Origin of the sequence: Escherichia sp. E.sYA108 (genome assembly GCF_011754335.1) — a bacterium.
GTDB classification, from domain to species: Bacteria; Pseudomonadota; Gammaproteobacteria; order Enterobacterales; family Enterobacteriaceae; genus Escherichia; species Escherichia coli.
In genome coordinates, this window is the sequence record NZ_JAAQVZ010000001.1 from 1,971,681 (window position 1) to 1,994,838 (window position 23,158).

The window sequence follows — 23,158 nt, forward strand, 5'->3', positions numbered from 1 at the left end:
AGAGTAAATAATCTAAAAATAGTATTGCGTTGTGAACTGATATCACTTTTGAATTACAAAGGTATAGGCTCAGTAACCAGCTTTATAAGTCATTGTCGTAGCAATGACTATAGAGTCATGCTGGCGGGAAGAATAAATATTCACCCCCAGATGGAAAACAACGTCGAAAAACCTTCAACAAACACAATACGTTCGTTAGCCTGCCCGCAAAGCGGGCAGATCAGGACAAAGAATTCCATAACGATTGTTTTTGTCATCAGAAATTCCATACAAAACCTATAGCTGCATTAAAACCTGCTGCAGGAATAGTTTCATGTGCTGTACGGTAGCGTTTGTCTGTCAGGTTATTGAGTGCTAGGTTAATCCGGTACTGATCCTCGTTACCGAATTCTGTATTTACTGCAAAGTTGAGAGTGGCCCAGCCCGGAACATTTGTTTCGGTACCGTTACTGTCATCTTTTGCACTAGAGGCAGCACGAATAAAAACATCAGAGATTATGTTGGCCTGACCCATCACAAGAGTATGTTTCAGCCCTATACGTCCGTTTATCGCTGGTTCTCCTGTATTAGTTGTTTTTAATGTTGAAGTTTCATATTGCCGACGAATTAAATTGCCACTGATATATGGCGAGAAAACCCAGCCATTATATTCCGCGCTTATTTCCAGTCCCCATGTTTTTGCCCGATCAATATTGTCATAATAATAGTAGCTACTACGGGAGGAGTTGGTGTTACCATTGCAAACTATACTGCCATCACAGATCAGACTTGCAATATAATCTTTAGCTTCTGAGTAGTAAACTGCGCTGTCAATCAGCCACTGATTACCATTATATCGTGCACCTAATTCAAAGTTATTGGAGTGTTCAGCCTTAAGATCAGGATTTCCGTATGTGACACTGCCGCCCGCAGATGTCTGCATAAAAAGCTGGGAGAGTGTGGGAAATACGTAGCCTTGCGCGAACGCAGCGCGTAACTCCAAGTTATCGAAACCTGAATAGCGCAGGCTTGTAGATGTTACCATTTCGTGATCACTCGCAGACTCTCTGGCAAGAGAGGTATCGCTTATAATGCCTGCGGTATATGATACTCCGTCACCACGCGTCAACTTTGAAGAAAGCCAGTATTGGCGAACTCCCATTGTCCATGTCCAGTGATCGGCGAATCGCCAGTCATTTTGTGCGAATAGTGAGACTGTACTTTGCTCTGACTCATAATAGGAGCGAGTTCGTGTTTCCTTATTAATGAAGCCGGTCAGAGATTTGCTTGAGGTCATGCCACCGGACCTTTGGCTGACCCTGTCTTGTTTGTACTGTGCACCGGTAACAAGTTCATTATTAGCAGGCAGCGAAAAGTGACTCTGCAATGTGACCGCCTGAGTGTATTGCTTATCATGGGTGTCAGTCTTGTTATGAACGGTCAGAGCCTGAATCATCGGACTGGGAACAGGCTGTGTCGTTTTTACTTCGTTGGCAAATTGGCGCTGGATGGTCTGCTCATACGCGTCGAAATGAATTTTTTTTAGATAGTCACCGTCCACGTCTGTGTCATAGAATACCCCAACTTTCTCTCGTTCAAGTTTAGGTATTTTGACACTAAATGCCTCATAGCTTCCGTCTGGATCCTCATAGTAAGTTTGCGTCGCGAGTCTGTAGCGATCAAGCGAGAGGCCAAAACGATGGTTTCCGGAGTTATAACCCAACCATACACCCTGACTATTGTTACGATAGTTGGTATTCGGCAGACGTCCATCCGGCGTATCACGATTGCCCTGATCAGAATAACTACCGTTGATGCGATAATCAAATCCACCGATGCTCCCCTGGACCGCGATTGATTCTTCCCAGCCTGCTGTTGCGGAATTATAAACAGCTTTCACAACTCCAGATGCAAGTTTGTCACCTCCCTTTTTGGTTATGAAGTTAACAATACCGCCAATTGCCTGTGAACCGTACAGTACGGAATATGGACCTTTCACTACCTCAACACGCTCCAGCGCAGACTCATCTATCAACAGTCCCACACCATAATTATCTCCGGCGCGCTGATAAGTTACCTCCTGACCATCAATGAGAATTAAAACACGGGAGGATGCTTCGCCACGAATGCGGATTTGTTTACGGCCTGCCAAGGAGTTGTCTGTTATCTCTACTCCGGGGATGTCCTGCAAATTATCGGCTATGGAGGCATTGGTGGAGTTCTGCAATGTTTGTTGGTCAATAACCTGTATAGTCGCCGGGCTTTCCCAAAGGTTGCTTGCCGAACGATTCGTGGTCACGACGAGCGTCTCTTCGTTGCTGATTTTTGTTTCTGAAGAAGTTGCGGTTGCAGTAGAAACTATCCCAGAAATGCATAATGACAGAGTGGAAAGGATATAAATTCGACAAGGTATATTATATAACATTTCATCCCTCATTAATACAAAGTACAAATGATTGCTGTAATGATAATTATTATCATTTATGTTCTCATGTATCTGTGATTATTGTCATCTTCATAAATTGTAAATATCAAACATTTTTGACCTTAATCATGTTTTTTGATAGATATTTTACGACTGAACATATCCGTCGTTTCCTCTGACTCGTGTCAGTCGGTCTCTGGTTGTATCCACGGACCGCACTCTTGACATAAGAGTGCGGTCCGTGGAAAACGGAGTTGAAAAAATGGTGTCTGAAAGAAGGTACCATCATTGCGATGACAAACACTTTGGCGTGGATAATGTAATTAATTGCTGAAATTGACCGTATATGCGGTAAGACTCATATCAGTATCAGGTCCGGTTAATTGCTGATACTGACATAAACTTTTTACAAAAGGATGAATGCAGAAGGTTACTCTAATGGCCAGAGTGATGACAATGATGGTCAGACGTTGACCTGCAGAAACTGCATTTTAATTGGTCTATAAAGTCTGCAAGAGGAATCAGGGTCAGATCAGTGAGTCTTATCGCGGCCCGAAGCTATGACTGAAAGAAGGCTGGATACAGAATTGCAACAATTTGGCAATGTCAGAACACAGAAGCTTTGCAAGCAGGTGAAAGGTTATGTCTAGAAAAAGGAGTATATCAGAATACATCTACTGATGTACAAAACACAACAATAGCTTCATGATATATAAATACGTGATGACGAGTGGTACTCCGCATGGTTATTTAACTTCTCAGCACCACTAATGATCCTGAGCAACTTCGTATTTGGGCCATTGCCATGGAGTAGAAAGCTGTGTCTGAGAATGCAGAATTTGAGAAAAGAATTCGCTTTCTTGGAGAGCTTCTGAAAATGGCACGCTAACAACGCTTTGTTAAAAAATGTGAATCACTTGCCGAGGCTGCATTTTCTATTCGAGGAGAATGTTGACGTAGATATTACAGAAATCTCAGCGCATCAGGATAAACTGCTACCTTAGGTCAACCACCAAAAGAAAATACAATACGTCCAGTTTGTATGCCTTTAATAACACATCTTTTAAATGTTGAAGAATTATCCCGCCTGCTGAAGAACGTTGCTCTGAGTGTGATAAACCTTTTTATTCTTGATGATGTCAGCGAGAAGATGGAATATATCCCCGACTGGGTCGTGGTTACCCGGTTAAACATCTGGTGGCGCTAATAAATCTGGCAAGTCACATTCTGTTGAATGCTGTGACAGTGCCTTACCGAGAGAGCGAAATTGTGGTGTTCTAGTGCATAGTCGCCACCATTCCGGATAATTTTATTGCGTTGTTTTACAACTTCTTTTACAGCGCAGATCTGTCGCTGACGTTGAATCAATAGCCTGGATTTCAGAACACAATGCCCGTTTGCTGGTTGGTCCGGCAGTAGCATTAATTCATTATCTGAATGAAATGTGTCAATCCACAGAAACCGCTGTCAATGACGCATTTTGTCGGACGTTAACACGAGAAAGTCTGGCTATTCCGTAATGCCATCTTATTTCGTAATGGATTGAGAATGCTGGATTTTTAATTATATTACGCGCAGTATTAATCGCGTAAATGTTTTGCGGTCAGCAACGGTGGGGGATCCATTGCTCTGTTCAATGAATACCATCATACATTTGAATCAGGAGTCGGTATGATGATTTTGGTGACGGGAGGCGCACGGAGCGGGAAGAGTCGCCACGCAGAGGTGCTTATTGGGGACTCTTCACAGGTTCTGTATATCGCTACCTCGCAAATCCTTGATGATGAGATGGCTGCACGGATAGAACATCATCGGCAAAGCCGCCCGGAGCACTGGCGCACAGTGGAGCGCTGGCAACATCTTGATGAATTAATTCATGCAGACATTAACCCGAATGAGGCTGTGTTGCTGGAATGCGTTACCACAATGGTGACTAATCTGTTGTTTGATTATGGCGGCGATAAAGACCCTGATGAATGGGATTATCAGGCGATGGAACAGGCGATTAATGCTGAGATTCAGTCGTTGATTGCTGCCTGCCAACGTTGCCCCGCAAAGGTTGTATTAGTGACTAACGAAGTGGGAATGGGGATTGTGCCGGAGAGTCGTCTGGCACGACATTTTCGTGATATTGCCGGGCGGGTAAATCAGCAGTTGGCCGCTGCGGCAAATGAAGTATGGCTGGTGGTTTCGGGTATTGGAGTAAAAATCAAATGAGTAAATTATTTTGGGCGATGCTCTCATTTATTACGCGTCTGCCTGTACCGCGTCGCTGGTCCCAGGGACTGGATTTCGAGCATTATTCTCGCGGTATTATTACTTTTCCTTTGATTGGATTATTGCTTGGCGCGATTAGCGGGCTGGTCTTCATGGTGCTGCAGGCATGGTGTGGCGTACCACTGGCGGCACTGTTTAGCGTACTTGTGCTGGCGCTGATGACCGGGGGATTCCATCTGGACGGCCTCGCTGATACCTGTGATGGCGTATTTTCTGCACGTAGCCGCGATCGCATGTTGGAAATCATGCGTGATAGCCGTTTAGGCACCCACGGCGGTCTGGCATTGATTTTTGTGGTACTGGCAAAGATTCTGGTGTTAAGCGAGTTGGCTCTGCGTGGCGAACCGATCCTTGCATCGCTGGCGGCAGCATGTGCGGTCAGCCGCGGGACTGCCGCATTATTGATGTATCGTCATCGTTATGCGCGGGAAGAAGGGCTTGGCAATGTGTTCATTGGCAAAATTGATGGGCGACAAACCTGCGTCACACTCGGCTTAGCCGCTATTTTTGCTGCCGTATTATTGCCGGGTATGCATGGTGTGGCTGCTATGGTGGTGACGATGGTGGCGATTTTCATCCTCGGTCAGCTTCTCAAACGTACGCTGGGCGGGCAAACGGGCGATACGCTGGGAGCAGCCATAGAGTTTGGTGAACTGGTTTTCCTGCTGGCACTGCTATAAAGAGACGTGACATGCAAATACTTGCCGATTTACTGAATACGATCCCAGCCATCAATTCTGCCGCTATGTCGCGTGCACAACGGCATGTTGACGGGTTACTCAAACCTGTTGGTAGCCTGGGAAAGCTGGAGGCGCTTGCCATACAACTGGCAGGAATGCCGGGGTTGAATGGCATACCGCATGTGGGCAAAAAAGCAGTACTGGTTATGTGTGCCGATCACGGCGTCTGGGAGGAAGGGGTCGCTATTTCTCCAAAAGAAGTGACAGCCATACAGGCTGAAAATATGACCCGTGGAACAACCGGCGTGTGTGTGCTGGCAGCACAAGCGGGCGCTAACGTCCACGTAATTGATGTTGGTATTGATACTGCTGAGCCTATCCCCGGGCTTATCAACATGCGTGTCGCACGAGGTAGCGGCAATATTGCTTCAGCTCCGGCAATGAGTCGCCGTCAGGCTGAAAAGTTGCTTTTGGACGTCATATGTTATACGCGGGAGCTGGCAAAAAACGGTGTCACGCTGTTTGGTGTAGGTGAACTGGGGATGGCAAACACGACACCGGCAGCGGCAATAGTCAGCACAATCACTGGCCGGGATCCTGAAGAAGTGGTTGGGATTGGCGCAAACCTGCCGACAGATAAACTGGCTAATAAAATTGATGTTGTGCGTCGGGCGATTACGTTGAATCAACCAAATCCTCAGGATGGTGTTGATGTCCTGGCAAAAGTGGGTGGATTTGATTTGGTCGGAATAGCTGGAGTGATGTTAGGTGCTGCTTCCTGCGGTTTACCCGTGTTGCTGGATGGATTTCTTTCTTATGCTGCTGCGCTCGCAGCCTGCCAGATGTCTCCTGCAATCAAACCGTATCTCATTCCTTCTCACTTGTCGGCAGAAAAAGGCGCGCGTATAGCGCTCTCGCATTTGGGGCTGGAGCCTTATCTCAATATGGATATGCGTTTAGGTGAGGGGAGTGGTGCAGCTCTGGCGATGTCCATCATCGAAGCTGCTTGTGCGATATACAACAACATGGGCGAACTTGCTGCCAGTAATATTGTTCTACCGGGGAATACGACTTCTGATTTGAACAGCTAAAAACGAAAAGTCTGATAAAAGCTATACTTATCGGATAGTATTCGCGACTTAGGAAAGGGACATGATGCGTCGTGTAAATATTCTTTGCTCATTTGCTCTGCTTTTTGCCAGCCAAAATAGCCTGGCGGTAACTTATCCATTACCTCCAGAGGGTAGCCGTTTAGTGGGGCAGTCGCTTACTGTAACTGTTCCTGATCACAATACTCAGCCGCTGGAGACTTTTGCCGCACAATACGGGCAAGGGTTAAGTAATATGCTGGAAGCGAATCCGGGCGCTGATGTTTTTTTGCCGAAGCCTGGCTCACAACTCACCATTCCGCAGCAACTGATTTTGCCCGCCACTGTTCGTAAAGGGATTGTGGTTAACGTCGCTGAAATGCGTCTTTATTACTATCCGCCAGACAGTAATACAGTGGAAGTCTTTCCTATTGGTATCGGCCAGGCTGGGCGAGAAACCCCGCGTAACTGGGTGACTACCGTTGAACGTAAACAAGAAGCACCAACCTGGACGCCAACGCCGAACACCCGGCGCGAATATGCGAAACGAGGGGAGAGTTTGCCCGCATTTGTTCCTGCGGGGCCCGATAACCCCATGGGGCTGTACGCGATTTATATTGGCAAGTTGTATGCCATCCACGGTACCAATGCCAATTTTGGTATTGGGCTCCGTGTAAGTCAGGGCTGTATTCGTCTGCGTAATGACGATATCAAATATCTGTTTGATAATGTTCCTGTAGGCACTCGTGTACAAATTATTGATCAGCCAGTGAAATACACAACGGAACCGGATGGTTCAAAGTGGCTGGAAGTTCATGAGCCGCTGTCGCGCAATCGTGCAGAATATGAGTCTGACCGAAAAGTGCCATTGCCGGTAACCCCATCTTTGCGGGCGTTTATCAACGGGCAAGAAGTTGATGTAAATCGCGCAAATGCTGCGTTGCAACATCGATCGGGAATGCCTGTGCAAATTAGTTCTGGTTCAAGACAGATGTTTTAAGAGCGTTGGTAATTAGAAAGTAAAAAGCCTGCTCGAAAGCAGGCTTTTTTGAATTTGGCTCCTCTGACTGGGATCGCCTTTGCCAGTAAGTGGCTAATAAGTAAGCTAAACCAGAGTTATCTTCCTGTCAAGACCACCAGAATGACCACCAATAGGAGCTGGCTACATAAATTTGGTTTGAGCTTCCCTACTGCATGTGGTGATAGTTACTATAGTGTCCCTACGTGGGAAGCGCTGATCCTCTCCCCTAGTGGAACTGTGTCTAAAGAGCGATAACAGTCCGCTCAGGGCGTGAAGCGGAAGTTGCTAAATCAGTCTATGTTAATCAACGAGGAGCTGGTAGATAAGATTGACACTAAAAATTATGGTGATGGTTCCAATAACGTGTTTGTTATCTGGACTTTATCATTAAAATCCTCTACAAAATCCGAGTGTTTTAAATTTCTAGGCTTCGTACATCTACAATCTGTACTCGTTGAAATTTCTTCATCTCCAGAGAAGTACTACAAGTTACGTATCCATCAAGAACGTGTTATGGAAGGTATGATGCCTGAAGAACCAAAAGCCATAGTTATAGAAGATACTGAGTGGGGGTGTATCCACTCGCAGTATCACTACCAAGATAAAGATCCTGCGATAATAACATGTATCGTAAACGTAAATAATACTGACTTAATAGCTACAGAGCTTGTGAACTCAGTGTTGAATACATCCTGAATTTCTTCTCTCGATGCTGGTACACAGCGATCATATAAAGTTACCGCGAAAGAAACGACTGATCCTACCCTCGTAATATGGACACTGCTCTAAGCGAGGTTCTGGTTTTCAAATTGTTCCGGAGTGAGACCGCCACACCAACTGTGCCGTCGCCAGCGACTGTAATCACATTCGATATAATTAAACACCGTTGCCCGCATTATTTCCCGGCTGATAAAGTGTTCTCCATGGAGACATTCCACTTTCAGTGAATGAAAGAAGCTTTCCACGCAGGCATTATCGTAGCAGCAGTGTAAATAGACCCATTTTAGTTCCATACACTTTTTGAGATCCCGGCCAAATAATGGCGCTGTCGGTATTCCTCCGGTGTCATATTATTCAGCGATTCATGCGGGCGTTCACAGTTATATTTTGATAACCATTTTTCAGTGATTTCCCGTACTTCATTCAGCGTTCTGAACAGATAAAAATCGAGTATTTCTGTTCGGTATGTCCGGTTAAAGCGCTCAATGAAAGCGTTCTGCGTCGGCTTACCCGGCTGGATAAACTCCAGTTTTATTGCATGTTTCTCTGCCCATTCAGCCAGTGCCAGGGAGATAAATTCCGGGCCGTTATCCAGACGAAGCATGGCCGGATAGCCACGGTTTGCCGCGATCCTGTCGAGTACACGGACCACTCGCTGAGCTGGCAGATTCAGATCGATTTCAATCGACAATGCCTCACGGTTAAAATCATCAACGACATTGAACATGCGAAAACGACGGCCACAGACCAGGGCATCATGCATAAAATCGACAGACCAGCTCAGGTTCAGACTCCGGCAGGCCTGACGGATACTGAGTTCGAACGTCGTTATCAGATGAGTAACCAGCTCACGCTTAAAGGCTGGTTTTAAAGCTTTTTTTCGATAACGTCTTTCAGCGCCCGGTTCTCCAGACTCAGGTCGGCAAACATTTGTTTTAGACGGCGGTTCTCGTCCTCAAGATCCTTGATTTTCTTAATATCAGAAGCCTCCATGCCGCCGTATTTGGACTTCCAGTTGTAATAGGTGGCTTCAGAGATTCCGGCCTCGCGACAGACATCTTTAACAGTTCGTCCGGCTTCAACCGACTTAATCACGGCGATGATCTGATGCTCAGTAAAACGGGCTTTACGCATAGCGCTCTCCTTCGTTGGCAGATTGATTATGCCGGATGATCTCTAAATGTGAATGGCACGATTATGCGGGATACTTACACCACCGACGGAATATGAAAATCAATATTATCGACGGCTCAGAAGTGTCTAGATTATCCGTGGCGATTCAATTCTGCCCATTTGACGAATGAATTAGCTGATAGTCGTGGTGATAAAGTTGGGACTGCATAGGAAATAGCTCAATAGTTATTTTAGGGGTGATGAGTGGAGAGGCTAATGCGAGAAATGAGTTACATATTTTCCATTGAGAGAAATAAACAGGTGAACCTCTATATTTTGAAGTTAGTTTTTTATTTGTTAAATGAAATTCAATACAATCCAGTCCTAAAGATAGGCCTTTACCTCGATATTTGATGTAAGCTTCTTTGAGCGTCCACATTTTCCAAAAAAGTAATTGACCTTCATAACGAGGAAGTGAAACTATGTTAGTAGCTTCCTGTGGAGTAAAAAAATGCTGACTGATATTCAGATAAGAGTTGTCTAAATCTCTTATTTGTTCAATATCGACACCAAGCTCGCAGTGAGAACTAATAGCAACGGCTACTGTATCTATAGTATGGGAAAGGTTAAAAAAAATCTTTTTTGCCAACTGAGGAAAAACTATAAATGGTTTGCCATATTTGCACGTACTAAATTGCCATGATTGTAATGAGACATCAGGTTGATATCTTTTTAGTGCTGTTTTGAGCAGGATACGGCTTAAAATATAGAGTTCTTTATCACTCACAAAATGAAACTGATCATAGCGTTTTATTTCTTCCTCATTGAGATAGTGAAGGAAGTTATCTCTACTGGTTTGATGAAAAAAACTAGTATGTCCAATTAATATATCAATCCTCATTTAGATAATCTCATTCCTGTTAGCAATGTGTATAGCGTGATTCGTATTCCGAGCTTGTATTTTATGTTTGATGTTTTTCACATGAAACTTTACTGTGTTTATTGATATGTTAAGATTATGTGATATTTGAGAGTACTCATCACCTTGTGCCAGCATGCGCAATACTTGTCTTTCACGCAGAGATAACGGGTTTTTTTCTTTGAACTTATCCATGTTTCCCCCCATCCTGAATGGTATCTGTGTATCTGTGTATCTGTGTATCTGTGTATCTGTGTATCTGTGTATCTGTGTATCTGTGTATCTGTGTATCTGTGTATCTGTGTATCTGTGTATCTGTGTATCTGTGTATCTGTTGTTTTGGCAGTATTTAAGAGGAATTTACGATACAACGGTTTTTATGTAAATGGGAATTACGCATTATTTTCTATGTGGTGGCTGTATCAATTCATACCCGCTACATCATGTATGTACTGCATGACTTACATGTTTTTGCTTACAGACAGAATCTAATTCATTGAAGAAAAACATGTAATCAGAATATAAGGATTTTTTGGGGGTATTCCTGTAAGTGATAAAATGCAATATGATTATATGAATACGCAATAAAAAACTATACTTGCGGATAGGTGTGCCATTTAGAATAATCATGTTAAATAATCTATAAATCCGATAATAAGGTGATGGTTATGGATAATACCTCTGGAGATTTTCCATGTAATAAGATGGACACGCGTAAGCAGTTACCGCTAACACCAAGTCAACAGGGGTTTTTATTCCATTCCTTAAAGGATAAGAAAAGGAGTAACTACCATGAGCATTTTACATGCATTTTTTCTCAGCATGTAGATAGCGCCCACTTCAAGTGGGCGCTGGAAACGTTATTTCGAAAGCATGAGTGTTTTCGCACTGATTATAACTGGGAGATTGATGAGCGCCCTTGTCAGGTGGTGAAGACCGATGTGTTGCCGGATATATATGTGTTAGACTGTGAGCAAGAGGAAATACGTTTTCTACTAGCTAATGATGACATTATCATTCCTGTCCCGCAGGATGACGGTATTGATGCTATAATTCCTCAACTGCTACAGGCTGATTTAAAATACCCATTTTCCTTGAAAACGATCCCAGTCCGGGCCTACCTTATTCAGTCAACGAAAGAAAGTGCTTTTATACTATCATACCATCATATTGTGATGGATGGCTGGAGCTTATCCCTTTTCATTAAACAGTTGCTCCAACTCTATGGAGCGGCTGTGGTCAGTGGTGTGAGGGATGATAGCGCCATTATCCCCTCATCTCTGAAACCCCTTGTAGACACACTGTCGGCCCGACGTCACACCTTTCAGCACGACTATTGGGCTGCATATCTTCGGGAGGGAACACCAACTTGTATCGTGCCGCTGTCACAATATCACACAGATACTGAAGCCGAGAACAATTCTTACGTTAATCAAACAAATCATGTGGAGATCAATTTGTCTCCGGATGTGTGTCAGAAAATACAGACGCTATGCAGCGATTATCGTATCACCCCCGCAGTAATCTTCTATGTGGCCTGGGGCATCCTGCTACAACGTTGGTGCTATGCTGACGATGTGTTATTCGGCGCGACAATATCAGGGCGAAATATACCAATTGATGGTATAGAAGAAACACTAGGGCTATTTATTAACACGTTGCCGCTGCGTCTGCGTGATGATGGGGCGACACTGTTGCAACACTTACAACGTATGCACCAAACACTAATAGCTCACTACAGCAATGAACATGATGCCTTAGCCAGCATACAACGGTTGGTACATAAAGAAGGTCATGCTGGGGATCTTTTTAATACCTTAGTGGTGTTGGAGAATTATCCCGTTGATATGACATTATTGTCATGCGCGTCGCCCGTGGCAATTCGCCATCTCAGTGTACATGAACAAACGCACTATCCGCTGACCTTGACCATCACTCAACAGAAGGGATTCCGTTTCAGTATTGCATATGCCCTTAACTACCTGACCAACAACATGGCGCAAGCGTTGCTGATGCACCTGAGTTATCTGCTTGAACAACTGGTGGACAATCCGCAGCGCCCCATTGCTGCGTTGGTAAACTTGTCCCCATGCCAGCAGGCGCAGGTACTTCAACCCTATCTGGAACGCATGGCATGCCGGGATTGGGATAGTCAATCCAACGTCATCGAACAATTTCATCAAGTTGCTGCGACTTCGCCAGCACAGGTCGCAGTGGTTGATGAATTGTGCGCGTTGACCTATTCGGAGTTGGCAGCACAAGCTGAGCAGCTCGCGGCTTATTTGGTACAGCAGGGTGTTATGGTTGGCGATACTGTAGGCATAATTAGCGAACGCCGGGTAAACACCGTGGTTGCCATCATCGCCATCATGTTGATCGGGGCTGCTTATGTGCCCATCAGCCCCGACTACCCAGTGGGTAGGATGCAGGAAATTATTGATGACAGCGGCTTGGCGCTGTTGCTGGTACATGGCAAACCGCTAGATGCATTAAACGTTGCGCAGAGTGACCTCTGTGCATTTCCCGTCGCGCCCTCGGTGGTATTTCCGGTTATCACACCAGATTCTCGCGCTTATGTGATTTATTCATCGGGGTCGACGGGTAAGCCAAAAGGTATCGCGGTGGCGCACCGCGGTTTATTGCGCCTGATACAAGGCGACAGCCCGCTGAAGGTGGAGAGCGGTGAGACAACGCTGCTGACCTGCCCATTTGAGTTTGATGTTTCGGTGTTTGAGATGTGGTCTACCTTGCTCAACCACGGCAAACTAGTATTACTCAGCAAACAGGCATTACTTGATATCAATCACATTCGCCGCACGATCGCTGATGAACAGGTGGCGCGCGCCTGGTTTACCTCATCCTTGTTTAACTCCTATGTGGCAGAAGGTGCCGATTTCTTCGGTATGTTACAACACATTACGGTGGGCGGCGAAGCAGTATCTGCGTGGCATGTCAACGACGTGATGCAAAAATACCCGCATCTGGTGGTGACAAACGGTTATGGGCCGACGGAAAACACTATTTTTACCACCGCATATCGTTTCAACGGGTTGCAACCCGCCCGAGTCCCGATAGGATACGCGGTACCGGGCACCTCGCTCTACATTACCGATCTCCATGGGCATTTGTTGCCTATCGGTGCCACCGGTGAACTAGTGGCGGGTGGAGTGGGGGTCGCCATCGGCTATCAGAACAACCCGGCGCTAAGTGCGACGGTTTTTGTCCCTGATCCTTTTATTCCCGGCGGTATGATGTACAAAACTGGCGATTATGCCCGGTTGCTGGATGATGGCTGTGTTGACTGTTTTGGGCGTAAAGACGGTCAAATTAAGATCAATGGACAACGAATTGAAACCGGAGAGATCGAGCAGCGCCTGCTGGAGTGCTCCGGCATTATCGAGGCGGTAGTGGTTCCTTACCGCGTACGTGAAACGCTGCATATTGCGGCAGTGGTCTGCGTCAATGATAGCTATGATGAGGTGGAAGTTCGAGGGCAATTGGCTGACAGATTGCCGCCATTCGCTATTCCGGAATCCTTGGTGGTGGTGACGGAGATTGCAAAAAGCCATAGTGGCAAGGCCGACTTGGCGCAGTTGCGGTATCTCCTGCCCGCAACTCAGTGCAACGCCGTGTCCACCACGATATCAGAGGTGCATAGTGACATGGAACATGCGCTGCATGCTATCTGGCAACGCGTACTTGATAGACAAGACATTGATAGCAATGCCTCCTTTTTCGCCCTCGGTGGCACCTCATTGGATACCATCAGGGTTAAAGGGGATATTAAGCGGCAACTTGGCTTGGAGATTGATATTACCGATCTCTTTAAGTACCCAACGCTCACGGCGTTAGCACATTTTCTCGATACTGCCGTATCGCCGGAGGATGCAATTCCAACGCGTGCTGTTGTCTACAGCGACATGCCGGTGGCGATTGTCGGTATGGCGGGACGTTTCCCCGGTGCGGCGAATATTGCAGCGTTGTGGACGCTGGTTGTAGGAGGGGAATCGGGATTAACACTGTTCAGTGATGAAGAGTTGCGCGCGCATGGTGTGACACCTGACACGCTTAAACAAGCGAATTATATAAAAACCAAAGGGATTGTTGATGATCACGAATGGTTTGATGCGGATTTCTTTGGTTATACTCCCAACGAGGCGGAATGTATGGATCCGCAAATTCGCTTATTGCATCAGTGCTGCTGGCAAACTCTGGAACACGCTGGGTGCGATCCTGCCACCTTTACTGGTGCGATTGGCATTTATGCCGGACTGCTGACATCCCCCCACTGGCTTAATGCGGTAATGCAAGACACTACCGACTCTACCGCCCTGTACAAGGCCAGTATCCTGAATATCCATTCCGTCACAGCATTGATTGCCCATGCGCTTAACCTCACCGGCCCTGCCGTGACGCTTGACACCGCCTGCTCCACTTCGGCAGTGGCTATCCACCAGGCCTGCATCGCACTACGTAACCGGGATTGCGATGCGGCATTGGCGGGCGGCGTTTCTATCGAGATGCCTGCGTACCGGGGCTATGAATATCATGAAGGCATGATCAATGCGCGAGATGGTGTCTGTCGTCCTTTCGATAGCCAAGCCTCTGGCACAGTCACCGGTGATGGCTTAGGAATGCTGCTGCTAAAACGTCTGGACGACGCGCTGGCGGATCGGGACTGCATCTATGGTGTGATCAAAGGTTCGGCGGTCAATAATGATGGCAATAACAAAATCGGCTATACCGCGCCGAGTGTGATCGGGCAATCAACGGTAATCCGCACCAGTTTGCGCCGTGCCGGTTTTGATAGCGACAGTATCGGATTGGTGGAAGCGCACGGCACCGGTACGGTGCTGGGTGATCCTATTGAGTTACGTGCGCTTAATGAGGTGTTTGGCCCAACACCTGTTCCGTTTTGTGTGGTTTCAGCGCTGAAAAGTAATATTGGCCACCTCAACTCCGCTGCGGGAGTGGCGGGCGTCATCAAAACAACGCTCGCCCTGCATCATCAAGTGTTGCCACCAACAGCGCACTTTCGCCAACTCAATCCTGCTATAGATCTATCGCGTTCTGCATTGTACGTTAACCAGCAAGTCCAACCGTGGCCGTCGACGCGTCCTCGTCGTGCACTGGTGAGCTCCTTCGGCATCGGCGGCACCAATGCCAGCATCGCACTAGAAGCACATCAACATGAGGACGACCCTTCAGCGACGGGGGTACGCGACAGCTATCTGTTGTTGTTCTCCGCTAAAACACCCGCTGCGTTAGAGTTGCGCGTGGCCTCCACACTGGAATATGTCAAGCATGGAGTAGGGGTGCGCCTGCCGGATGTGGCTTATACATTGCAAACTGGACGCACAGCCTTTGACCATCGGCGGGCTTATTTGGTGAGTCGTGGGTCGAAAATCGATCTCTCCTGTGCCACGATATTGCAAGCGGAAATCTTCAATGGTCAGCGCACGACAGCGGAGATCTGCTTCATGTTTCCTGGTCAAGGTAGCCAATATCACGGCATGGCCAGCGCGCTCTATGCTCATCAACCCATGTTTCGCCAGCACATGGATCGCTGCTTTGCTGCATTCCAACGCTATTCGACGGTCGATCTCAAGGCGTTGTTGTTTGACGATGAGGATACGCGGGATATTGATCAAACGCAGTTCACACAACCGGCGTTGTTCTGTGTCGAATACAGCCTAGCGCGCACCTTGATTGATCTGGGGATTACGCCGGACAGTATGATCGGGCACAGTCTGGGCGAGTATGTTGCGGCCTGTATTGCTGGCGTATTTACTCTTGAGGATGCGCTGCACGTCATTGAGGCGCGCGGACGTTTGATGCAGTCCATGCGTCCCGGTAGCATGATGGCGGTCTACCTTAGTCGCGAACAGTTGACCCCATGGCTAGCTGCAGAACGGGGTATTGAACTGGCAGCTAATAATAGCGCGCATTTTTGCGTAGTCGCGGGCGAGCAGGCGGCCATTTCCCGTTTGAGCACACGCTTAGTCGAGGGCGGGATACAGCACAGGCGCCTGAAAACCTCTCACGCATTCCACTCGGCCATGATGACGCCGATGCTGCACGATTTTGCACAGTTGCTGGGGCAAATCCCGATGCACGCGCCGCACAAGCGCTTTATATCTAATGTAAGCGGTACATGGATTACTGAGGAGCAAGCTACCTCGCCGGATTACTGGGTGCAGCAAGTGCGCAACGCGGTGCTGTTTAGCGAAGGTGCGGCGCAACTGTTGGTACAACCCACGCTGTTTATCGAATGTGGGCCGGGTAATACGCTCTCTACCTTTATTCAAGGACATAACCAATACAGCGATCAGCCGACCCTGTTGACGCTACGCAAAGCCAACGCGGCGATCGATGATGAGCACATGTTGCATCGTACGCTGGCGGCGCTGTGGGTCAGGGGGGAGAATATTGATTGGAGACGCTTTAACCAGACGGCACTCGGCAAGCACATTCCATTGCCGGATTACCCCTTCGAACAGACTTATTACTATCGCTATGGTGCTGCACTTTCCGGTTATCGCCAGTATCCAAATCCTCTGCGCCGTCCGCAAGATGAGTGGCTCCAGCGTGTGCTGTGGCGGATGCACGACACATCCTTGCGGGAGGCGTTCTATGCGCCGGGCGAATTGATCATCATTATTAGTGCTGACGGCGACAAGTTACAGCAGACGCTGATGAGTAGTGGTGTCGACAGCATCACAATGCCGCTGCCGATATCGTCAGAGGACGACGTGTGGGATAATGACCGTATTCTGACGCATTTCCACGACATCTGCGCACTTTTAGCACACAAAACCTACCGACAGTTACATTGCTTGTATGCTCCCGGTGCGGAGGCAGGATCATCGTTGACACAGTCGCTCTCGGGACTTTATCGTGTTGCTCGCTGGTGTATGCACAGCACCACGCCGCTGGCGTCCTTAACAGTATTGACCCATGGTGCGTTTCGCGTACAGGAAGAGGATAATCCCGAACCGACGCTGGCAGCGTTGTCGGGCGCAGTAAACGTGTTTGCCCAAGAGCTGCACCCGACCGAAGTACGATTGATCGATATCGATGCGCAGAGCAGTGATGAGAATCTGAACTTGCTAACCCAGCGTCTGGCCCCGAAACAAGAAACGGTAATGGCGCTCAGGCAGGGGATGCTTTACCTGCGACGCTTTATCCCGACACGGCTGTTGGCGCACTTACCCCCTCAAACAGGGTGTATACCGGGCAACGTACTGTGGATTATCGGCGGTGAAAAGGGGATTGGCCGCATGATCGGCGAAGCGCTTGCTCAGCGTGAGGGAGTCCGTGTGGTACTGAGCAGCCGCACAGGTTATCACCATGAAGCGGTGCAGCAGGACGCATTAGACGTTATCCACTGCGACGTGACGCAGGCGGAGGCGGTTAGAGCTTGTCTGGCAACTCTGCTCGAACGCTATGGACGGTTGGATGGCGTGATTTTTGCTGCCGACGCTACCACCACATTGACACTGCATCAATTGAGCGAATCTGCGCTACGCGACACGCTAACGGTGAAAGAACGGGGTACTGCTAATGTGCTGCATGCGTTAGCGCAACGGAATCTGCTGGATGAGCGTCTGCTACTGCTGTTCTGTAACTCGTTGGCTGCCGTGAATGCGGAGATCGGCCAGACAGGCTATGCTACCGCCAGCGCCTATTTGGATGCACTGGCACAGCAACTGCGTACCCGCTACAAGGTGAATGCGCTCAGTATCGGGTTGGATGCATTGCGTGAGCAGGGCATGTTGTTGGATGCTATAAACGGCAGTGAATACGATGTCTTGCGTGGACTGCGCCCATTGATGACGGGAACGTTGCTACAGGCTTATAAACAACAAGGGGCTGACACCAGCTACTACGCGCGATTATCCCCCGAGTCCGATTGGCTGCTGGATGAGCACCGGATATCCGGTATCGCCACGCTGCCGGGAACCGGCTATCTGGCGCTGGCGTATGAAGCTCTGCGCCATTACTTTGTGCAAGACCAAATCTGCATTGATGAATTGGTCTTTTTGGCACCGTTGACTGTGATGGACAACTGCAGTGTTGACGTTTTTGTTGACATTTCACCTAACGGGCAAGGAGTTAGTGTCGAGGTGAAATCAATGACGGAGCGCTTTAGTGGCACGTTAACAACCCATGCCAGAGGCAGGGCGACGCGTCTGATGGTAGACGATAATGTTGTGTGCGATCTCACGGGGCTGATGCGCGAGATGCACACTATCACTCCTCCAACAAAGGAATTATCGAGCACGCACTTCCACTATGGGCCGCGCTGGCACAGCGTACAACAACTGTATGGCAATACCGCCCAGACTCAGGTTTTCGCAACGCTGGCCCTGCCCACCGTTGCCGCTAATGATACGATCGCACTGCACCCTGCGCTGTTGGACATCGCCAGCAGTGTTGTCGAACAACTGCCTGGTTTTCATACTGATTCGGTACCTTTCCTTTATCAGGATTTACGCCTGTACCGCCCGTTGCCGAACACCTTACATGTGGCGCTGACTGTCAATCGGCACGATGAGGAGGGTGACAGCTACGCTTTCACGCTCTACGACATGGCAGGCGAGATGGTTGCCCGCTGTGCGGCAATGGTGAAGCGCAAGGTACAGCTCCACATACAAGATGTCGATGACGACACGCGACTGCGCGTGCCCAGTGCCGATAACTACCAACTGCGGCTGGCCGCTGAGGGGGAGGGGGCAGGAAAGCTAGCGTTGTGCCCTACGCCGCGCTTAGCGCTGGGGGATTCACAAGTAGAGATTGAGGTACTGGCCACCGGACTGAACTTTAAGGATGTGCTGTTCACCACGGGATTGCTCCGGCAGCAGCCGGGTGAGGCTCCGCTGCAATTGGGACTGGAGTGCGCCGGACGCATTACTCGCGTGGGTAAAAATGTCACTGAATTTGCCCCGGGAGAGGATGTTATGGCGGTGCTAAACGGTGGTTTTGTCCAGTACGCACGGGTAGAAAGCGATTGCGTAGTGAGAAAACCAGCCCATTGTCGCATCGAACAGGCGGCTGCGCTGCCTATCGCATACCTCACCGCCTATTACGCACTGGTGGTGCGCGCTAATTTGCAACCCGGAGAACGAGTATTGATCCACAGTGCGGCGGGGGGCGTTGGCTTGGCTGCGCTACATATTGCCAAACGCTGCGGAGCACAGATTTTCGCCACAGCAGGTAGCGAGCAGAAACGCGATTACTTGCTTTCGCTAGGCGTACATGCCGTAGCTGATTCACACGACGAACAGTTCGCTGCCACTCTGCTGACCGCATCGGACGGACAGGGGATGGATGTGATCCTTAACTCCCTCACAGGCCGTCTGCTTGACGCTAGCCTCGCGCTGCTGGCACCGCTGGGCCGTTTTCTTGAGCTGGGCAGCAAGGACATTGTGGAAGACAAAGCGCTACCGATGCGTTTCTTCGCCCAAGGCGGCACCTTTATTCCGATTAATTTTCACGCGGCGCATGGTGCGTTTAGTCGCTACCTGCAACAGATTGTCGCTTGGATAGATGATAACACGCTACCGCTCCTTCCATGCAAATCCGTACCATTGCCCGAGGTTGCACGCGCCTTCGCCACCCTGACCACGCCGCAGCATATTGGCAAGGTGGTGGTAACGCATCGCACTGCGGCAGGCATGGACCGGCTGAACGCCATGATAGCAGAAAGGCGCCTCGGCGGCTATGCGCTCAGCATGAGCAATGCCGAGGTGATGCGCCAATTGTGGCCGATACTGAACACTCGCAGTCCGTGGGCGCAACTGCTGCTCTCACCTCGGGCGATCGATAGATTAGCGCGGGGCAACCGGGTGGATCGCGGTGTACCGTCTGCCGCTAACGATACGATTACTCAGCAGACAGTGAAAAAGCGGCCCCGTCCGGAAATTGGCGTGCCTTACAGCCCCGCGACACGTGAAGTGGAACGCGTGCTCTGCCAAATCCTGGAAGAGTATCTGGGTCTGGATAGAGTAGGCATTGACGACAACTATGCCGAATTAGGGGCAACCTCACTCGATATGGTGCAACTGAGTGGGCAAATGGCGCGTCACTATCCGCAAGTGAGCGTGGTGTCGCTGTACAACCACGCCACCGTGCGCCAGCTGGCGACGTTTTGCCAGCCCCCGGAGGGCGAGTCAAATGCGCCATCACCACAGCCTGCAGTACAGACGAATACGCGCGCGAATCAGATAGCAAAACGTGCTTTGCAAATTGCGAAAAATACTGCGCGCAGTCACACGTCTTTGCATTAATCCGGGCGCCTCCTCGCCCTGAAGAAAGGTAATGAAGTTTATGGAATACGCAAGCGAAATGAACGGCATGGAAATCGCCATTATTGGTATGGCGGTCCGTTTCCCGCAGTCCCGGACGTTACACGAATTCTGGCATAACATCGTTCAGGGTAAAGAGTGCGTCACCTTCTTTAGCGAGGAGGAGTTGCTGGCCGAAGGCGTCGAACAGAGTACTCTGGACAACCCGGCCTATGTACGGGCCAAGCCCTATATCGAGGGCATATGCGACTTTGATGCTGCATTTTTCGGTTACAGTCACAAAGAGGCGCAGACTCTGGATCCGAAATCCCGCGTATTACATGAAGTTGCCTACCATGCGCTGGAAGATGCAGGCTATGCCCAACGTACCAGCGATCTGATCACCGGGGTATTCGTGGGGGCGTCAGAAGATGTGGATTGGCTACGGCGTTCGCTGTCACAGATTGGCGGCGATGCGCTGAATCGTTTTGAGTCTGGCATCTATGGTCATAAGGATCTGCTCGCACATCTCATTGCCTACAGTCTCAATCTCAACGGTCCGGTGTATAGTCTCTACACCAGTTGTTCGACTTCTCTGAGTGCAACGCATATCGCTTGCCGCAGCTTGTTGTTTGGCGAATGTGATCTGGCGTTGGCGGGTGGAATTACTATCGATTTACCGCAGAAGTCAGGCTACTTCTGTCAACAGGGCATGATCCACTCCACCGATGGCCACTGCCGTCCTTTTGACAGTCAGGCTTCTGGCACCCTGTTTGGCGATGGCGCGGGTGTGGTTGTGCTTCGGCGTTTGGAAGATGCTCTGGCAGCGGGCGATCGCATCTATGCGGTGATCCGGGGTAGCGCGGTCAACAATGACGGTAAACAAAAAATCGGTTTTGTCGCGCCTGGTCATGAGGGACAGAAGGCGGTCATTTGTGCGGCCTGTCATCTGGCAGAAGTAAGCCCAGAAAGCATCGGCTACGTTGAAACCCACGGTACCGGCACCCGTATTGGCGATCCTATCGAGTTCGCTGCGTTGACGGAGGCGTTCGATACTTCACACCGCCAATACTGTGCACTAGGGGCTGTAAAGGCGAATATTGGCCACACCCACGCGGCGGCGGGCGTGGCTGGGTTAATCAAGACGGCGCTGGTACTTCATCACCGGACCATTCCGCCGCTCGCCAACTATCAAATGCCTAACTCGAAGCTGGATCTGGCGCATTCACCGTTTTATATCCCGATACAGCCGCAGGAGTGGCCCGCATCGCGGATGCCGCCCCGCGCTGGCGTCAGTTCTTTTGGCATTGGCGGTACTAATGTGCATATGATTTTGGAAGGGCTGAATCCTGCGGTGCGCGATGACCATGACCAAGTGCGAGCACCGGTGTTTATCCCTCTCTCCGCGCCGTCTTTCGAGCAGTTGGATGAGCTGACGCAACAGCTTACCCCGTTGCTGGCTACCCTTGATGCGTCAACGCTAGCCTACACACAACAAGTGGCGCGCCCCGTGTTTGATTGCCGCCGAGTGATACAAGTGGAAAACGATGGTACGCAAGCGATGCTGGCATCGCTGGATAACCTAATGCCCGACGCTCCTTGGGGCCTACACTGTCCAGATCTACGTACTACGAACGATTGTACTTACGCACAGTGGCTGGCGCATTCGGCACATTATCAACGCGAAGCGACTGCTCTGACGGCATTACTCGACGGCATGAATATTCCACCCGCTTATTGCCACGCTGAAACGTGGGCGGCACAAGCGAACAGCAGCCTGCTAATCAGAGGCTGCCAGACTATCGCCGCGCTAAAAACCTGGATGAACCTGCTACCGACATTAACACTGCTGTCGGGTGCTGGAACAGGCCTTTTGCCTGCCGCTGCAGCCAGTGGCATGATTGCGACGCAAGACGTGTTGCATTTGCTGTGGGAAATGGAGCAAAAGGCGCTTCATCTCTGGCTTCCTGAGCGCCATGAACCTATCCCCGGCTACGTGCTGGCTTGGCAAGGAAATCCCATCACCGATGCACAGCGTAACGACAGAGGGTTTTGGAGTGAAGCGCTGTTGGCAGATACCCGAGAACTGGGGGAGGGCGTTCACAGTATCAACTGGGTTAGGCTGCCGCCGGAAATAAGAGAAGACGTTGATGTATTGCGCTACGTGGCGCAACTGTGGTGTGCAGGTATCAATGTGGATTGGGCCGTGTGGTACGGCACTCCGCTGCCGCAACGCGGGAGCGCATCAGCATATCCCTTCGCACACAACCACTACCCATTGCCTGGACGGGTAATGGGTAGTGTGGAGACCCAACCCGAAGCAGGACCCGAAACGCACCACCCTTATCAGGCACGTCCCGTGTTAAGCGTACCTTTCGTAGCCGCACACTCGCGGGGTATGCAGTATATCACAGGTCTGATGGAACTGTTGCTGGAAATATCGCCGGTCGGGGTGGACGACGACTTTTTTGAATTAGGCGGGCATTCGCTGCTGGTGACGCAATTGACCTCCCGTTTAGAACGCGATTTCAACGTACATATCGATCTTTTGACCCTGATGGAAAACCCCAATCCGCGCAATATCTACGCGCATATCGCGGCGCAACTGGGGGGCGAAGACAACCTCGAAATAGCCTGTCAGTAAAGGAGC

9 protein-coding genes and 4 pseudogenes are annotated in these 23,158 nt (G+C 49.4%); 8 read left to right on the top strand and 5 right to left on the bottom strand.

Going from position 1 to position 23,158, the window contains the following annotated elements; translation table 11 throughout:
• Positions 1-256 precede the first annotated feature (256 nt).
• The gene (locus HBM92_RS09275; RefSeq protein WP_000966628.1) at positions 257-2,404 is read right to left on the bottom strand and encodes a TonB-dependent receptor plug domain-containing protein; all 2,148 of its coding nucleotides are present in this window, start codon (positions 2,402-2,404) and stop codon (positions 257-259) included.
• A gap of 1,179 nt (positions 2,405-3,583) precedes the next feature.
• Between HBM92_RS09275 and HBM92_RS25290 the strand changes: the two are divergent.
• The 6 genes and pseudogenes from HBM92_RS25290 to ldtA form a co-directional block, all read left to right on the top strand.
• Positions 3,584-3,772, top strand: a pseudogene (locus tag HBM92_RS25290) (IS4 family transposase); the annotation flags it as partial.
• A gap of 8 nt (positions 3,773-3,780) precedes the next feature.
• Positions 3,781-3,924 (top strand): annotated as a pseudogene (locus HBM92_RS25295) (cobalamin biosynthesis protein); the annotation flags it as partial.
• A gap of 151 nt (positions 3,925-4,075) precedes the next feature.
• Positions 4,076-4,621, top strand: coding sequence for a bifunctional adenosylcobinamide kinase/adenosylcobinamide-phosphate guanylyltransferase (gene cobU / locus HBM92_RS09280; protein WP_000973199.1), 546 nt, complete (start codon positions 4,076-4,078; stop codon positions 4,619-4,621).
• The gene (cobS, locus tag HBM92_RS09285) at positions 4,618-5,361 is read left to right on the top strand and encodes an adenosylcobinamide-GDP ribazoletransferase (RefSeq protein WP_001296197.1); all 744 of its coding nucleotides are present in this window, start codon (positions 4,618-4,620) and stop codon (positions 5,359-5,361) included. Before cobU ends, cobS begins: the two co-directional genes overlap by 4 nt.
• Positions 5,362-5,372: 11 nt before the next feature.
• Positions 5,373-6,452 carry a nicotinate-nucleotide--dimethylbenzimidazole phosphoribosyltransferase gene (gene cobT, locus HBM92_RS09290; RefSeq protein ID WP_001166163.1) on the top strand — a complete coding sequence of 360 codons (1,080 nt, stop codon included), beginning with the start codon at positions 5,373-5,375 and terminating at the stop codon, positions 6,450-6,452.
• A 61-nt stretch (positions 6,453-6,513) separates the two neighbouring features.
• A complete protein-coding gene (gene ldtA, locus HBM92_RS09295) occupies positions 6,514-7,449 on the top strand; it encodes a L,D-transpeptidase (RefSeq protein ID WP_000986344.1) in 936 nt (311 codons plus the stop codon).
• 806 nt (positions 7,450-8,255) lie between these two features.
• Here ldtA and HBM92_RS09310 read toward each other — a convergent pair.
• From HBM92_RS09310 to clbR, 4 genes and pseudogenes are all read right to left on the bottom strand, one after another.
• Positions 8,256-8,456: pseudogene (locus HBM92_RS09310) on the bottom strand (IS3 family transposase); the annotation flags it as partial.
• Positions 8,457-8,473: 17 nt separating this feature from the next.
• Positions 8,474-9,324, bottom strand: a pseudogene (locus HBM92_RS09315) (IS3 family transposase).
• A 145-nt stretch (positions 9,325-9,469) separates the two neighbouring features.
• The gene (gene clbA, locus HBM92_RS09320) at positions 9,470-10,204 is read right to left on the bottom strand and encodes a colibactin biosynthesis phosphopantetheinyl transferase ClbA (RefSeq protein ID WP_001217110.1); all 735 of its coding nucleotides are present in this window, start codon (positions 10,202-10,204) and stop codon (positions 9,470-9,472) included.
• A complete protein-coding gene (gene clbR, locus HBM92_RS09325) occupies positions 10,205-10,417 on the bottom strand; it encodes a colibactin biosynthesis LuxR family transcriptional regulator ClbR (protein WP_000357141.1) in 213 nt (70 codons plus the stop codon). It abuts the gene before it with no gap.
• A gap of 473 nt (positions 10,418-10,890) precedes the next feature.
• Here clbR and clbB point away from each other — a divergent pair, with 473 nt between their 5' ends.
• Positions 10,891-20,511 (top strand): colibactin hybrid non-ribosomal peptide synthetase/type I polyketide synthase ClbB, encoded by a 9,621-nt coding sequence (clbB, locus tag HBM92_RS09330; RefSeq protein WP_001518711.1) that lies wholly within the window; start codon positions 10,891-10,893, stop codon positions 20,509-20,511.
• A 40-nt stretch (positions 20,512-20,551) separates the two neighbouring features.
• Positions 20,552-23,152 carry a colibactin polyketide synthase ClbC gene (gene clbC / locus HBM92_RS09335; RefSeq protein WP_001297908.1) on the top strand — a complete coding sequence of 867 codons (2,601 nt, stop codon included), beginning with the start codon at positions 20,552-20,554 and terminating at the stop codon, positions 23,150-23,152.
• Positions 23,153-23,158 lie beyond the last annotated feature (6 nt).

Bases quoted from the DNA above. Each gene is read 5' to 3' on its own strand.
- cobU (WP_000973199.1), top strand. From the start codon at position 4,076: ATGATGATTTTGGTGACGGGAGGCGCACGGAGCGGGAAGAGTCGCCAC.
- clbC (WP_001297908.1), top strand. From the start codon at position 20,552: ATGGAATACGCAAGCGAAATGAACGGCATGGAAATCGCCATTATTGGT.
- HBM92_RS09275 (WP_000966628.1), bottom strand. From the start codon at position 2,404: ATGTTATATAATATACCTTGTCGAATTTATATCCTTTCCACTCTGTCA.
- cobT (WP_001166163.1), top strand. From the start codon at position 5,373: ATGCAAATACTTGCCGATTTACTGAATACGATCCCAGCCATCAATTCT.
- ldtA (WP_000986344.1), top strand. From the start codon at position 6,514: ATGATGCGTCGTGTAAATATTCTTTGCTCATTTGCTCTGCTTTTTGCC.
- cobS (WP_001296197.1), top strand. From the start codon at position 4,618: ATGAGTAAATTATTTTGGGCGATGCTCTCATTTATTACGCGTCTGCCT.
- clbA (WP_001217110.1), bottom strand. From the start codon at position 10,204: ATGAGGATTGATATATTAATTGGACATACTAGTTTTTTTCATCAAACC.
- clbR (WP_000357141.1), bottom strand. From the start codon at position 10,417: ATGGATAAGTTCAAAGAAAAAAACCCGTTATCTCTGCGTGAAAGACAA.
- clbB (WP_001518711.1), top strand. From the start codon at position 10,891: ATGGATAATACCTCTGGAGATTTTCCATGTAATAAGATGGACACGCGT.